This window comes from Massilia sp. DD77 (assembly GCF_036961685.1).
Classification (GTDB): Bacteria; Pseudomonadota; Gammaproteobacteria; order Burkholderiales; family Burkholderiaceae_D; genus Telluria.
Genome location: NZ_JBAMDH010000013.1, coordinates 1 through 14,214, shown reverse-complemented (window position 1 = coordinate 14,214; position 14,214 = coordinate 1). Strand labels below are relative to the sequence as shown.

Here is a 14,214-nt window from a genome sequence, read left to right as displayed (position 1 = left end):
TTAAAAACGCGGTAAATCAGGGAAAGGCAGCGCGCCGCCATGGACGTGCAGCTTGCCGAATTCGGCGCAGCGGTGCGGCGTGGGTATCGCTTTATCCGGATTGAGCAGCATGGGCGGATCGAAGGCGCGCTTGACCTCGAAGAAAGCGTCCAGCTCCTTGCGGCCGAACTGCACGCACATCGAATTGATCTTCTCCATGCCCACCCCGTGTTCGCCGGTGATGGTGCCGCCCACTTCCACGCACAGCGCCAGGATCGCGGCCCCGAATGCCTCGGCGCGCTCGAATTCGCCCGGCTGGTTGGCGTCGAACAAAATCAAGGGGTGCATGTTGCCGTCGCCCGCGTGGAAGACGTTGGCGCAGCGCAGGCCGAAGGTCTGCTCCATGTTTTCGATATCCGACAGCACCCGCGCCAGCTGCTTGCGCGGGATGGTGCCGTCCATGCAGTAGTAGTCCGGCGAGATGCGGCCCGCCGCCGGGAAGGCGTTCTTGCGCCCGGACCAGAAGCGCACCCGCTCGGCCTCGCTCTGCGACACGGCGATGGCGGTAGCGCCCGCGCCCTGCAGCACGGTACTCATGCGCTCGATTTCCTCGGCCACCTCGAGCGCGGTGCCGTCGGCCTCGCACAGCAGGATGGCGGCGGCGTCCAGGTCGTAGCCTGCCTTCACGAAAGGCTCGACCATACGCACCGAGGTGCGGTCCATCATCTCCAGCCCGGCCGGGATGATGCCGGCCGCGATCACGTTGGCGACCGCATTGCCGGCGGTGACCACGTCGTCGAAGGAGGCCATGATGACCTGGGCCACGGCCGGTTTCGGCACCAGCTTGACGGTGACCTCGAGGACGATGCCGAGCATGCCTTCGGAGCCGATGAAGACGGCCAGCAGGTCCAGGCCGGGCGCGTCCAGGCAGTCGCCGCCCAGCTCGACGATCTCGCCATCGATGGTGGCCACGCGCACGCGCAGCACGTTGTGCACGGTCAGGCCATATTTGAGGCAGTGCACGCCGCCCGAGTTCTCGGCCACGTTGCCGCCGATGGTGCAGGCGATCTGCGAGGACGGGTCGGGCGCGTAGTACAGGCCGTAGGGCGCGGCCGCTTCGGAAATCGCCAGGTTGCGCACGCCCGGCTGCACGACGGCGGTGCGCGAATACGCGTCGACGCGCTCGATGCGGTTCATGCGCGCGGTCGAGATCACCACCCCGTCGGCGATCGGCAGCGCCCCTCCCGACAGGCCGGTACCGGCGCCGCGCGGGACGATCGGCACATTGAGTTCGCGGCAGACCTGCAGGATCGCCAGCACCTCGGCTTCGCTGGTCGGCAAGGTCACGATCAGCGGGAGCTGGCGGTAGGCGGCCAGGCCGTCGCATTCGTAGGGGCGGGTGTCTTCGGGATCGGACAGCACGCGGCCTTCGGGAAGCCGCGCACGTAGCGCACTGGCGACCTGCCGGCGTCGTTCGGCGTGAGGAAAGTGGTGGGCGGACATGCTCAGATTGTAAGCACATTTGGCACGTTTTGTCGTATGCTCGGCCTATCGTTTTTTTAACACTCTACATTACACAACATCATGGGCAACCGACTTTCAAAAATCGCGACGCGTACCGGCGACGACGGCAGCACCGGCCTGGGCGACGGCAGCCGCACCGGCAAGGACAGCGCGCGCATCCATGCGCTCGGCGAGGTCGACGAGCTGAACTCGTTCGTCGGCCTGCTGCTGTGCGAGGACATGCCGGCCGAGCTGCGCGAAGAGCTGGTCTCGATCCAGCACGACCTGTTCGACCTGGGCGGCGAGCTGTGCATCCCGGGCTACCAGATGATCAAGGAAGAGCACGTGGCGCGCCTGGACGGCCTGCTCGAGAAGTACAACGCCGACCTGCCGGTCCTGAAGGAATTCATCCTGCCGGCCGGCTCGCGCGCCGCCTCCACGGCCCACGTGTGCCGCACCGTGTGCCGCCGCGCCGAGCGCGCCATCGTGGCGCTGTCCAAGGCCGAGCAGATCCACGCCCACCCGCGTCAATACGTGAACCGCCTGTCGGACCTGATGTTCGTGCTGGCGCGCGTGCTGAACCGCTTCGCCGGCGGCGCGGACGTGCTGTGGCAGCACGAGCGCAAGCGCGGCTGATCGACGATAAACATTCGCCATAAAAATACAGAACGGAGACGGCAGCAGTGGAAGACTTCATCGGAGTGTATGACGGCGCCCTGAGCCCCGAGCAATGCGACGCCCTGGTGGCGCGCTTCGACGCCAGCGACAAGGTGGGCCGCGGGCGCACCGGCATGGGCGTGGACGTGGAAAAGAAGGACAGCTACGACATCACGATCAGCCAGTTCCCCGAATGGAACGACGCGACCGGCATGCTGCTGCAGACCATGTCGCGCCACCTGGAGGACTACATCGACCGCTACCGCATGCTGGTGATGGGATCGCTGTCCCCGTCCCTGGCCCATCCGGAGACCGGCAAGCCGACCGTGTTGTCGATGGAGAACTTCGACCAGGTGGGCAAGCCGCACATCGAGGAGCTGATGCAGACGCTCTACCGCCCGGGCAGCGTCAACCTGCAGAAGTACCTGAAGGGCACGGGCGGCTACCACCACTGGCATTCCGAGATCTACCCGCAGAACGCGTCCTGCGAGACCTTGCACCGGGTGCTGCTGTGGCAGTTCTACCTGAACGACGTGGACGAAGGCGGCGAGACCGAGTTCCTGTACCAGGGGCGCAAGGTAGCGCCGAAGAAGGGCCGCCTGGTGATTGCACCGGCGGGGTTCACGCATACGCACAAGGGGCATGTGCCCAAGAGCGGGGACAAGTATATTGCGACGTCGTGGATTTTGTATCAGCGGGCGGAGACGCTGTTTGGGAAGCCTTGAACAGCCTAGACCGGATTTCTTCCGTTACCTCCAGCACGTCATCCCCGCGCAGGCGGGGACCCAAGTTTGCCAGCGGTGCCGATCAATCCAACCTAGCCGACTTCGGATAAGAACTTAGGTTCCCGCCTTCGCGGGAATGACGGGCGGAGGGTAACACTTAAAGAAACCAAAAAAGGGGTTCCGCTTGCGCAGGAACCCCTTTTTGCATCTGGACGCTTAGTTCTCAGTTATTCACCACCAGCCTCGGCTCCCCACCCGCGAAGCGCTGGCGGATCGACGCCGCAATCCCCTTGGCATCCAGCCCCACCGAGGCGAGCAGCGCCGCCGGATCGCCCTGGTCGATGAACTTGTCCGGCAAGCCCAGCATCAATATCGGCTTGGCCAGGCCTTCCGCCGCCAGCGCTTCCGCGACAGCCGCGCCGGCGCCGCCCATGATGCAGCCCTCTTCCACCGTCACGATGCAGGCGTGGTCCTTCGCCAGGCGCTTGACCAGCTCGACGTCGAGCGGCTTCACGAAGCGCATGTTGGCAACCGTGGCGTTCAGTTCCTCGCCGGCCGCCAGGCTCGGCGCCACCATCGAGCCGAAGGCCAGGATCGCGATGTCCTTGCCTTCGCGGCGCACCACGCCCTTGCCGATCTCGATCGAGGTCAGCTCGGGCTGGATCGCCGCGCCCACGCCCGCGCCGCGCGGATAGCGCACCGCGGCCGGGCCCGGGAAGTGGTAGGCGGTGGTCAGCATCTGGCGGCACTCGTTCTCGTCCGAGGCGGCCATCACCACCATGTTCGGGATGCAGCGCAGGTAGGCCAGGTCGTAGTTGCCGGCGTGGGTCGCGCCGTCGGCGCCCACCAGGCCCGCGCGGTCGAGCGCGAAGGTCACGTCCAGGTTCTGCAGCGCCACGTCGTGGATCAGCTGGTCGTAGGCGCGCTGCAGGAAGGTCGAGTAGATCGCCACGACCGGCTTCAGGCCTTCGGTGGCGATGCCGGCGGCGAAGGTCACCGAGTGCTGCTCGGCGATGCCGACGTCGAAGTAGCGCGCCGGGTATTCCTGGTGGAAGCGCACCATGCCCGAGCCTTCGCGCATCGCCGGCGTGATGCCGACCAGGCGCTTGTCCACGGCCGCCATGTCGCACAGCCAGTTGCCGAACACTTCGGTGTAGGTGATCTTGCTCGGCGCGCCGGACGGCTTGATGCCCTCGAGCGGGTTGAACTTGCCGGTGCCGTGGTACAGGATCGGCTCGGCCTCGGCCAGCTTGTAGCCCTGGCCCTTCTTGGTCACCACGTGCAGGAACTGCGGGCCCTTGAGCTTCTTGATGTTCTCCAGGGTCGGGATCAGGGACTCCAGGTCGTGGCCGTCGATCGGGCCGATGTAGTTGAAGCCGAATTCCTCGAACATCGTGGCCGGGACCACCATGCCCTTGGCATGTTCCTCGAGCTTGCGCGCCAGGTCCAGCATCGGCGCCGGCAGCACGCTGCGGCCGACGTTCTTGGCGGCGGCATAGAACTGGCCGCTCATCAGGCGCGCCAGGTAGCGGTTCAGCGCCCCCACCGGCGGCGAGATCGACATGTCGTTGTCGTTCAGGATCACCAGCAGGTTGATGTCGTCTTCCACGCCCGCGTTGTTCAGGGCCTCGAAGGCCATGCCGGCGGTCATGGAGCCGTCGCCGATCACGGCGATCGCGTGGCGGTCCTCGCCCTTCAGCTTGGCCGCCTGGGCCATGCCCAGGGCCGCCGAGATCGAGGTCGACGAGTGGGCGGTGCCGAAGGTGTCGTACTCGCTCTCGTCGCGCTTCGGGAAGCCCGACAGGCCGTTCAGCTGGCGCAGGCTGGGCATGCGCTCGCGGCGGCCGGTCAGGATCTTGTGCGAATAGGTCTGGTGGCCCACGTCCCACACGATGCGGTCGCGCGGGGTGTTGAACACGTAGTGCAGCGCGATGGTCAGCTCGACCGTGCCCAGGTTGGACGACAGGTGGCCGCCGGTCTTCGAGACCGAGTCGAGCAGGAACTGGCGCAGTTCGTGGGCGAGCGGCGTCAGCTGCGTGCGCGGTAGCTGGCGCAGGTCGGACGGGTCGTTGATGGTTTCTAGCAGTTTCATTTAGGCCTTCCGCTGCACGATCAGGTCCGCGAGTTCGCGCAGCCGCAGTGCTTGTTCTCCGAATGGCGCCAGCGCCTCATGCGCTTCGCGCCGCAATTGCTCGGCCAGGGCCCGCGACGGCTCCAGCCCGAGGATCGACACATAGGTCGGCTTGTTGTCGGCGGCATCCTTGCCGGCGGTCTTGCCGAGGGTGGCCGAATCGGCCGTCGCGTCCAGCACGTCGTCGACCACCTGGAAGGCCAGGCCGATCGCCTTCGAATAGGTGGCCAGCGCTTCCAGCTCGCGCGGCTCCAGGTCGCGGCCCGCCATGGCGCCCAGGATCACCGAGACGCGCAGCATGGCGCCGGTCTTGAGCTGGTGCATGCGCTCGAGTTCCTCGCGCGTGAGCGCCAGGCCGACGCTGTCCAGATCGATCGCCTGGCCGCCGCACATGCCGGCCGAACCCGCGGCTTCGGCCAGCAGGCGCAGCATGCCCACCAGGCGGGCCGGCGGCAGGGTGTCGGCTTCGGCCAGCACCTGGAAGGCCTGGGCCTGGAGGGCGTCGCCGACCAGCAGCGCGGTCGCTTCGTCGTAGGCCACGTGGACCGTCGGCTTGCCGCGGCGCAGGGCGTCGTCGTCCATGCAGGGCATGTCGTCGTGGACCAGCGAATACACGTGGATCATCTCCACCGCGGCGGCCACGCGCGCCAGCGCGCGGCGGTCGGCGCCGAACAGCGCCCCGCTCGCGTAGGCCAGCAGCGGGCGCACGCGCTTGCCGCCGCCCAGGGCGGTATAGCGCATCGCTTCGTGCAGCTTGTGGGGAACCGAGGCCGCTTCGGGCAGGAAGGTCTCGAGCGCGCGCTCGACGTCCGACTGGACGTCCTGGACCCAGTCCGTGAATGCCAGATCCGTCATTGCGCTCCCTCGTCGCCGTCGCTGGAGAAGGGCTTGAGCATGTCGCCTTCGAGCACCTTGACCTGGGCCTCGACCTTTTCCAGCTGGGCGGCGCAGTATTTCACCAGCTCCGAGCCGCGCGCATAAGCCGCGACCGAGGCTTCCAGCGGCAATTGGCCGGATTCCATCTGGGTGACCAACTGGGCCAGCTCGGCCATGGCTTCCTCGAAGGATGCGGGAGGCGCGGCGGTAGTAGTGTTTGGCATAGAATTGTTTCGTGAAGGCGGCATCAGTTGTGCGCCATGGGTCGGTCCAATCGCGTATTTTAGATCAATCCACCCTCGGACGGGTGTCCGCGTTGCACCATCCGCAACTTGTTTGCATGGCCATATTTTAGCCGACTCCCCCTCTCCCCTCATGAAAACAATGCCTTTCCGGCAATTTTTGTGCACCCATGCACCACATTCCCGCGCCGGCCCAAGACTGTAGAGCTTGTTACACGGTATAATCGCCGGTTCTGTCCGAAATACCGTATTCCTTTTACCAAGATACTGGTCTTTGGATTCTTTCTTCTCTTTGGTACTGCTTAAATTAAAGGGGGGTTGGGATGTCCGATCTGGCTACCCACGCCAAACTGGCGCGTACGTGCGCTCAGCTTCCGGTAAATGTCTACTTTGACGAGGCGCTGCTGCAGCGCGAGATGCAGCAACTGTTTCACAAGGGCCCGCGGTATATCGGTCACGAATTGATGGTGCCGGAAGTCGGCGATTTCGCGACGCTCGCTTCCGAACACGAAGGCCGCATGCTGGTGCGTAACGCCGGCGGCATCGAAGTCCTGTCCAACGTCTGCCGTCACCGCCAGGCGCTGATGTTCAATGGCCGCGGCAACGCGAACAACATCGTGTGCCCGCTGCACCGCTGGACCTACGACCTGAAGGGCCAGCTGATCGGCGCGCCGCATTTCGCGGAAACGCCCTGCCTGAATTTGTCGAAGACGCCGCTGCAGAACTGGAACGGCCTGCTGTTCGAGCAGAACGGCTACGACGTGATGGACAAGCTGAAGCACATGGAGGTGACCAAGGACCTCGACTTCAGCGGCTACATGTTCGACCACGTCGAGATCCACGAGTGCGACTACAACTGGAAGACCTTCATCGAGGTCTACCTGGAGGATTACCACGTCGAGCCTTTCCATCCGGGCCTGGGCAACTTCGTCTCGTGCGACGACCTGAAGTGGGAATTCGGCCGCGACTACAGCGTGCAGACCGTGGGCGTGAACCGCGCCCTGCAGAAGGCCGGCTCGCCCGCCTATAAAAAATGGCAGGAACAGGTCCTGAAGTTCAACAACGGCCAGCCGCCGAAGTACGGCGCCATCTGGCTGACCCTGTATCCGAACATCATGGTCGAGTGGTATCCGAACGTGCTGGTGGTGTCGACCCTGTGGCCGGTCGGTCCGCAGAAGACCCGCAACGTTGTCGAGTTCTACTACCCCGAGGAGTTCGTGCTGTTCGAGCGCGGGTTCGTCGAAGCCGAGCGCGCCGCCTACATGGAAACCGCGGTCGAGGACGACGAGATCGCGCTGCGCATGGATGCGGGCCGCAAGATCCTGATGAACCGCGGCGTCAACGAAGTCGGCCCCTACCAGTCGCCGATGGAAGACGGCATGCAGCATTTCCACGAGTGGTACCGCAGCAAGCTGGAGCTGTAAAACTAGGAATGTAATGCCTTCTCTCTGGATGTTGTTCGCCAGCTTCGCGTTCGCCGCCATGGGCGCGGGCGTGAAGCTGGCCTCGGAGTTCTACTCCACCTCCGAACTCCTGATGTACCGCGGCGTGATCGGCACGCTCATGCTGCTGCTGATGGTGCGCCACCAGGGCGGCACCTTCAAGACTCCCTTCCCCAAGGCCCACATCTGGCGCAGCGTCGTCGGGGTCACCTCGCTGTGGCTGTGGTTCTTCGCCATTACCCGCCTGCCGCTGGCCACCGCCGTCACGCTCAACTACATGGCGCCGATCTGGATCGCCGCCTGGATGTTCGCCATGGGCTGGTGGACCGGGACCAAGCACGCCGAATGGCCGCTGGTGCTGGCGATCGCCATGAGCTTCCTCGGCGTGACCCTGGTGCTGCAGCCGGCCGTCGAAAGCAATCAATGGCTGGGCGGCCTGGCCGGCGTGTGCTCCTCGGTGATCTCGGCCATGGCCTACATGCAGGTCCGTAAGCTCGGCCAGATGGGCGAGCCGGAATACCGTGTGGTGTTCTACTTCTCGCTGACCACTACCCTGGCCGGCCTGGCGGGCACGCTGCTGGGCGACGGCCCTCGGGACGCGCTCTTCCATGCGCATACGCCCTACAGTGCTGCCCTGCTGCTGGGGATCGGCTTCTCGGCCCTGCTGGCGCAGATGGCCATGACGCGCGCCTACCGCGTGGGCAAGGTGCTGGTGGTGGCCAACCTGCAGTACACCGGCATCGTGTTCTCCAGCCTGTGGGGCCTGGCGCTGTGGGGCGACCGCTTCAACTGGCATGTGTGGCTGGGCATCGCCGTGATCCTCGCCTCCGGGATCGCCGCGACGTTCTACAATACGCAAAAGACGGCCCGTGGGGCCGTACAGGAAAAGACCGATCCGATCGCCAGCGAAACCTGAGGAGCGCCATGTACAAGACCCTGATCACCGCCGCCGACCTGGCGGCCCACATCGACGACCCGGACTGGATCGTGGTGGACTGCCGCCACGACCTGATGAACCTGACGGCCGGCCGCGAAGGCTATGCCATCGGCCACCTGCCGAACGCGGTGTTCGGCGACATGGAAACCGAGCTGTCGGGGTCCAAATACGGCGCCGATGGTGCGTTCCTGGGCCGCCATCCGCTGCCCGAGAAGGAAGCGCTGGCCGAGCTCCTGCGCGGCTGGGGCGTGAACGACGACTCCCAGGTCGTGGCCTACGACGCGCACGGCGGCATGTACGCCGCGCGCCTGTGGTGGATGCTGCGCTGGCTCGGCCACGAGGCGGTGGCGGTGCTGGACGGCGGCATGGCGGCCTGGCAGTCGCTGGGCAAGCCGCTGACGAGCGACATGCCGGCGCGCGCGCCGGGGCGCTTCACAATCCGCGCGCCCTTCGTGCCGACCGTGAGCGTGCTCGAGGTGATGGAGAACCTGGACAAGGGCGAACGCGTCGTCATCGATGCGCGCGCGGCGGACCGCTTCCGCGGCGAGAACGAGACTATCGATCCGGTCGGCGGACATATCCCGGGCGCGCGCAACCGCTTCTTCAAGGACAACCTGCAGGCGGACGGGCGCTTCAAGGCGCCCGAGCAGCTGCGCGAGGATTTTTCGCGGGTGATCGAGGATCCGTCGAAGGCGATCATGCAGTGCGGCTCGGGCGTGACGGCTTGCCATAACCTGCTGGCGCTGGAAGTGGCGGGGATGCCTGGTGCGGCGCTGTATCCGGGGTCGTGGAGCGAGTGGGTGGGGGATGCGTCGCGGCCGGTGGCCAAGGGCGCGGACTGATCACGCAAACTTGGCCGGAACAATGCCGGTGGCATTGTTCCGGCCTTCGTGGGGATGACGTTCTTGAGCAGCTGAACGATTTAACGAGCGTAGCCCGCAACTGAAACACCGTCATCCCCGCGAAGGCGGGGACCCAAGTTCACGCAGCGCAGCCACCAGCGCTTAAACCAAGCGATTCAACCCCAGCACCACCCCCACCCCCATCACAATCAGCAGCACCTGCGGCACCGACTCCCGCACGGTCGCCCTCCTCTGCATCTGCGGCATCAGATCGCTCACCGCGATATAGATGAAGCCCGATGACGCGAACACCAGCACATACGGAATCAAGCCGCTCGCGTTATCCAGCGTGAAGTAGCCCAGCAGCCCCCCCGCCACCGACATCAGGCTGCACAGCAGGTTGAACACATAAGCGCGCAGGCGCGAGAAACCGGCGTTCAGCAGCACGATGAAGTCGCCGATCTCCTGCGGGATCTCGTGCGCGACGATCGCCAGCGCGGTCACGATGCCCAGCTCGGGGTTGGCCAGGAAGGCCGCCGCGATCAGGATGCCGTCGGTGAAGTTGTGCATCCCGTCGCCGATCAGGATCATCCAGCCCGACTTGCCGGCCTCGCGCTTGTCGTGGCCATGGGCATGGTGGTGGCCGTCGCCCTCGTGGTGGTGCGAATGGCGCAGGATCGCCATTTTCTCGAGCACGAAGAAGGCCAGCAATCCCCCCAGCAGGGTCGCGAACAGGCTGCGCGGGTCGGCGCCCGATTCGAAGGCGCTGGGCAGCGCGTGCAGCAGCGAGGTCGCCAGCATGATGCCCACCGACAGGCTGACCATCCGTTCCACCACCTTCGAGAGCAGCGCGAACGAAAAAATGGCCGCCCCGGTGATGCTGAGGACGCCGGCGACCATGGTCGCCAGCAGGATGGAGCCGAGAATGGGATCGATTTGAAAGCCTCTTGTTCTGGTCTTGCGGTCAACCGCAAACCGGAGATTGTACCGTCCCCGGCCTGCGGCCGTGCAAGATCAGGCCACGCCGTGGGTCGAGAACCAGTTCAGCGCCTTGCTCCAGCCGTCCTTGGCGTCGTCGGCGTTGAAGCTGGGGCGGTAGTCGGCGTGGAAGGCGTGGCCCGCGTTCGGATAGACGTGGATCTGCGAGCGGCTGTTGCCCGAGGCGAGCGCCTTGCGCATGCGTTCGACCGACTCCAGCGGGATGCCCTGGTCCTTGGCGCCGTACAGGCCCAGCACCGGCACCTTGAGGGCCTGGGCGACGTCGATCGGCTGCCTGGTCTGGTTGGCGTTGGTCTCGCCCACCAGGCGGCCGTACCAGGCCACGCCGGCCTTCACATTGGGATTGTGCGCCGCGTACAGCCAGGTGATGCGGCCGCCCCAGCAGAAGCCCGTGATGCCCAGCTTGTCGGTGTTGCCGCCGCGCTGCTTGGTCCACTTGACCACGGTGTCGAGGTCGGACATCACCTGGGCGTCCGGCGTCTTCGAGACGATGTCGCGCATCAGGTCGGCGATGTTGGCGACCTTGGTCGCGTCGCCCTGGCGCACGAACAGGTCGGGCGCCACGGCCATGTAGCCGGCCTTGGCGAAGCGGCGCGCCACGTCCTTGATGTACTCGTGCACGCCGAAGATCTCGGAGATCACCAGCACCACCGGCAGGTTGGTGCGGTCCTTGGGCTGGGCGCGATAGACCGGGACGTCCTGGCCGTTGATGACGACGATGTGGTCGGCGGCGTCCAGGCCGTCAAGGCTGGTCTGCACCATCGTCTGCGCGACGACGGGCAGCGAGGCGGCGGCGAAACCGCTGCCCACCGCCGCTTTCAGGAAGTTGCGGCGGTCGACGCCGTCGCCAAACGCGCTGGCGGACACCAGGCTGCTGCCATCGGATACGAGATCTTTCATGGTCACCCCCTTCAGTCATTGGACAGGCTTGCTAGTTTAGCAAAGACCCGGGGGCGCACGCTTGGGTTCCAGACTGTTTAGGGAACCAAGGTGAAATGCACCCTGGACCGGTTCGCCATCGCGATGTCCACCTTGTCGACCACCTTGGCCGCATAGCCCGTGGCGGCGGCTTCCAGCGTGTAGCGCCCCGGCGTGCCCGCGCTGCTGGCGCTGAATGCCAGCGGCAGGCGCTTGCTGTAGGTCGCCAACTGGGGCGCCGCGACGGGCAGGCTGGCCAGGGTATAGGCGCCGCTCGCCGGCTCGGCGCCCTGGACCTGGATGGTGACGGTGGGACCGTCCGCGAGGCGCTGCCTGGCGGCCACGGTGGCGCCTTTGCCGATCGCGGGCTGCAGGTTAACCCTCCCGCCGATCGAACCGGTATTGCCCGGGGCGAGCATGATCGGCGCGCTGGCCGTGCTCAGGACCGTGGAATTGGCGGAGGCGACCGGTACCGCGGCGACCACGCTGGCCGCGCTGTCGGCGGCGGTGATCACGACCTCGTAGTGGCCCGGGGCCAGGCGCGAGAGGACGAATTCGCCGGTGTCGGGGTTGGGCGCCGCCGCGGCGACGATGACGCCGTCCTGCTGCGCCGAGACCTGCACACTGGGGCCCAGCAGCGCGGTGCTGACGAAGCCCGCGATGGCGCCGGCGGCGGGGACCGGTTTGGGGGCATGGGTAGCCGCTGAAGCGGCCGACGCGACATCGCCGCCACCGCGGCAGGCGACGAGGACGGCGGCGCCGATGGCGGCGCTGATCAGGACGAGGCGGAATCGGGTGTTGGACATGGCTGGATACCTTGCTGGCCGCCTCGGCGGGCCGATGGGATCATCCTAGCATTCCAGGCAAGGTATTTCGCGTTCGACAACGCACGTTGAAACAGTTGCTTACAGACTTTACAGAAGAGCAGGAGGTGGTGATGATTTTGCTACAGTTACCTCCACCTCGTCATTCCCGCGAAGGCGGGAACCTAAGTTTGCGTGCATGCCGGCAGCTCTCGCGTGCAGTGCGGCTGCTCAACGAACTTGGGTTCCCGCCTTCGCGGGAAGTCGTAGGCGCCAGTGGCGCGTATGACGGATCAAAGGTCACGAATGAAGGCTTGGCAATCAGTGCGCCTCTTCCCAGTTCTTGCCCACGCCCGTTTCCGCCAGCAGCGGCACGTTCAGCTTGGCCACGCCCGCCATCAGCTCCGGAAGCTTGACGCGCACCAGTTCCAGCTCGGCCTCGGGCACCTCCAGCACTAGCTCGTCGTGCACCTGCATGATCATGCGGGTCGCCAGTCCCTCGGTCTCGATCCAGCCCTGCACCGCGATCATGGCCAGCTTGATCAGGTCCGCCGCCGTGCCCTGCATCGGCGCGTTGATCGCGGCGCGCTCGGCGCCGGCGCGGCGCGGGCCGTTCGGGGAGTTGATTTCCGGGAGCCACAGGCGGCGGCCGAACACGGTCTCGACGTAGCCGCGCGCCTTGGCCTGCAGGCGGGTCTCGTCCATGTACTGCTTCACGCCCGAGAAGCGCGCGAAATAGCGGTCGATGTAGCTGGCCGCCGCGCCGCGCTCGATGCCCAGGTTCTGGGCCAGGCCGAAGGCGCTCATGCCGTAGATCAGGCCGAAGTTGATGACCTTGGCGTAGCGGCGCTGCTCGCCCTGCACTTCTTCCGCAGGGATGCCGAAGATCTCGGCGGCGGTGGCGCGGTGGATGTCCTCGCCTTCGGCGAAGGCTTTCAGCATCGCCGCGTCGCCCGAGATGTGCGCCATGATGCGCAGCTCGATCTGCGAGTAGTCGGCAGACACGATCACGTTGCCCGGCGCCGCGATGAAGGCTTCGCGGATGCGGCGCCCTTCCGCGGTTCGCACCGGGATGTTCTGCAGGTTCGGCTCGCTCGAGGACAGGCGGCCGGTGATCGCCACCGCCTGCGCGTAGTTGGTGTGCACCCGGCCGGTCTTGGGGTTGACCATCTTGGGCAGCTTGTCGGTGTAGGTCGACTTCAGCTTGGACATGCCGCGGTGTTCGAGCAGGATCTTCGGCAGCGGGTAGTCCTCGGCCAGCTTCTGCAGCACCTCTTCGTCGGTCGAGGGGGCGCCGGTAGCGGTCTTCTTGATGACGGGGAGCTGGAGCTTGCCGAAGAAGATCTCGCCGATCTGCTTGGGCGAGCCCAGGTTGAAGGGGCCGCCGGCCAATTCGTAGGCCTGCTGTTCCAGCTCCTGCAGGCGCTTGCCCAGTTCGGACGACTGCACTTCCAGCAGCGCGCTGTCGATCAGGACGCCGTTGCGCTCGATCTTCTGCAGCACTTCCATGGTCGGCATCTCGATCTTGCGGTAGATATAGCTCAGGCCCTGGTCGGCTTCCACGTGGCCCAGCATGGCCTGGTGCAGGCGCAGGGTGATGTCGGAATCCTCGCCCGCGTATTCGGTCGCGCGCGCCAGTTCCACCTGGTCGAAGCAGATCTGGCTGGCGCCCTTGCCGCACACGTCCACGTAGGGAATCGTGGTGTAGCCCAGGTGGCGCATGGCCATGGTGTCCATGTCGTGCGGCTTGTGCGACTCGAAGACATAGGACTGCAGCAAGGTGTCGTGCACGATGCCCTTCAGCTGGACGCCGTGGTTGGCGAAGATGTGCATGTCGTACTTCAGGTTCTGGCCGAGCTTGGGTTTATCCGGATTCTCCAGCCAGGGACGCATGCGCTCCAGCACGTGCTCGCGCGCGAGCTGGTCGGGCGCGCCGGCATAGCGGTGCGCCACCGGGATATATGCGCCCTTGCCCGCTTCCACCGACAGCGAGATGCCGACCATCTCGGCCGCCAGGGGGTCGAGCGAGGTGGTCTCGGTGTCGACCGAGGTCAGTTCGGCGGCGTCGACCAGGGCCAGCCACTTGTCGAGCTGCTCGTCGGTGAGGATGGTCTCGTACTCGCCCTTGATCACGGCCATGCCCGGCAGATGGCCGCTCGC

Annotated in this window: 13 protein-coding genes; 5 read left to right on the top strand and 8 right to left on the bottom strand. The window is 65.8% G+C overall.

Annotated features, from left to right (window positions below; translation table 11 throughout):
• Complete coding sequence (locus tag V7778_RS09285) at nt 1-1,482, bottom strand: FAD-linked oxidase C-terminal domain-containing protein (RefSeq protein WP_335554280.1); 1,482 nt, start codon at nt 1,480-1,482, stop codon at nt 1-3.
• Between the two features lie 81 nt (nt 1,483-1,563).
• Here V7778_RS09285 and V7778_RS09280 point away from each other — a divergent pair, with 81 nt between their 5' ends.
• Entirely contained in the window at nt 1,564-2,118 is a 555-nt protein-coding gene (locus tag V7778_RS09280; RefSeq protein WP_211520169.1) for a cob(I)yrinic acid a,c-diamide adenosyltransferase, read from the top strand.
• 47 nt (nt 2,119-2,165) lie between these two features.
• A complete protein-coding gene (locus V7778_RS09275) occupies nt 2,166-2,864 on the top strand; it encodes a 2OG-Fe(II) oxygenase (RefSeq protein ID WP_335554276.1) in 699 nt (232 codons plus the stop codon).
• A 223-nt stretch (nt 2,865-3,087) separates the two neighbouring features.
• Here the strand turns inward: V7778_RS09275 and dxs are convergent, their stop codons facing one another.
• From dxs to V7778_RS09260, 3 genes are read right to left on the bottom strand one after another with little or no spacing between them, the layout of a single operon-like run.
• The gene (dxs, locus tag V7778_RS09270) at nt 3,088-4,956 is read right to left on the bottom strand and encodes a 1-deoxy-D-xylulose-5-phosphate synthase (RefSeq protein ID WP_335554273.1); all 1,869 of its coding nucleotides are present in this window, start codon (nt 4,954-4,956) and stop codon (nt 3,088-3,090) included.
• On the bottom strand, nt 4,957-5,850 hold the full coding sequence (locus V7778_RS09265) for a polyprenyl synthetase family protein (protein ID WP_335554271.1): 894 nt from the start codon (nt 5,848-5,850) through the stop codon (nt 4,957-4,959).
• On the bottom strand, nt 5,847-6,095 hold the full coding sequence (locus tag V7778_RS09260) for an exodeoxyribonuclease VII small subunit (protein WP_211520173.1): 249 nt from the start codon (nt 6,093-6,095) through the stop codon (nt 5,847-5,849). Before V7778_RS09260 ends, V7778_RS09265 begins: the two co-directional genes overlap by 4 nt.
• Before the next feature lie 341 nt (nt 6,096-6,436).
• Between V7778_RS09260 and V7778_RS09255 the strand changes: the two genes are divergently transcribed.
• Genes V7778_RS09255 through V7778_RS09245 form a run of 3 tightly spaced genes read left to right on the top strand, consistent with a single transcriptional unit; the run spans nt 6,437 to nt 9,334 of the window.
• Nucleotides 6,437-7,537 (top strand): aromatic ring-hydroxylating oxygenase subunit alpha, encoded by a 1,101-nt coding sequence (locus V7778_RS09255; RefSeq protein WP_335554268.1) that lies wholly within the window; start codon nt 6,437-6,439, stop codon nt 7,535-7,537.
• Nucleotides 7,538-7,550: 13 nt separating this feature from the next.
• Nucleotides 7,551-8,471: a DMT family transporter gene (locus V7778_RS09250; protein ID WP_335554265.1), complete on the top strand. Its 921-nt coding sequence runs from the start codon at nt 7,551-7,553 to the stop codon at nt 8,469-8,471.
• Nucleotides 8,472-8,479: 8 nt separating this feature from the next.
• On the top strand, nt 8,480-9,334 hold the full coding sequence (locus V7778_RS09245) for a sulfurtransferase (protein ID WP_335554262.1): 855 nt from the start codon (nt 8,480-8,482) through the stop codon (nt 9,332-9,334).
• Nucleotides 9,335-9,496: 162 nt separating this feature from the next.
• Here V7778_RS09245 and V7778_RS09240 read toward each other — a convergent pair whose 3' ends face one another.
• The 4 genes from V7778_RS09240 to polA all read right to left on the bottom strand — a co-directional run.
• A complete protein-coding gene (locus tag V7778_RS09240; RefSeq protein WP_335554259.1) occupies nt 9,497-10,234 on the bottom strand; it encodes a ZIP family metal transporter in 738 nt (245 codons plus the stop codon).
• 114 nt (nt 10,235-10,348) lie between these two features.
• Entirely contained in the window at nt 10,349-11,233 is an 885-nt protein-coding gene (locus tag V7778_RS09235) for a dienelactone hydrolase family protein (protein WP_335554256.1), read from the bottom strand.
• 77 nt (nt 11,234-11,310) lie between these two features.
• Nucleotides 11,311-12,057, bottom strand: coding sequence for a hypothetical protein (locus V7778_RS09230; RefSeq protein ID WP_335554254.1), 747 nt, complete (start codon nt 12,055-12,057; stop codon nt 11,311-11,313).
• 318 nt (nt 12,058-12,375) lie between these two features.
• Nucleotides 12,376-14,214, bottom strand: a 1,839-nt coding sequence (polA, locus tag V7778_RS09225) for a DNA polymerase I (RefSeq protein WP_335554251.1), incomplete at its 5' end; no start/stop codon positions are given.

Coding starts and splice junctions, on each gene's coding strand:
- V7778_RS09230 (WP_335554254.1), bottom strand. CDS start 12,057: ATGTCCAACACCCGATTCCGCCTCGTCCTGATCAGCGCCGCCATCGGC.
- V7778_RS09280 (WP_211520169.1), top strand. CDS start 1,564: ATGGGCAACCGACTTTCAAAAATCGCGACGCGTACCGGCGACGACGGC.
- V7778_RS09260 (WP_211520173.1), bottom strand. CDS start 6,095: ATGCCAAACACTACTACCGCCGCGCCTCCCGCATCCTTCGAGGAAGCC.
- V7778_RS09250 (WP_335554265.1), top strand. CDS start 7,551: ATGCCTTCTCTCTGGATGTTGTTCGCCAGCTTCGCGTTCGCCGCCATG.
- V7778_RS09245 (WP_335554262.1), top strand. CDS start 8,480: ATGTACAAGACCCTGATCACCGCCGCCGACCTGGCGGCCCACATCGAC.
- dxs (WP_335554273.1), bottom strand. CDS start 4,956: ATGAAACTGCTAGAAACCATCAACGACCCGTCCGACCTGCGCCAGCTA.
- V7778_RS09285 (WP_335554280.1), bottom strand. CDS start 1,482: ATGTCCGCCCACCACTTTCCTCACGCCGAACGACGCCGGCAGGTCGCC.
- V7778_RS09240 (WP_335554259.1), bottom strand. CDS start 10,234: ATGGTCGCCGGCGTCCTCAGCATCACCGGGGCGGCCATTTTTTCGTTC.
- V7778_RS09255 (WP_335554268.1), top strand. CDS start 6,437: ATGTCCGATCTGGCTACCCACGCCAAACTGGCGCGTACGTGCGCTCAG.
- V7778_RS09265 (WP_335554271.1), bottom strand. CDS start 5,850: ATGACGGATCTGGCATTCACGGACTGGGTCCAGGACGTCCAGTCGGAC.
- V7778_RS09235 (WP_335554256.1), bottom strand. CDS start 11,233: ATGAAAGATCTCGTATCCGATGGCAGCAGCCTGGTGTCCGCCAGCGCG.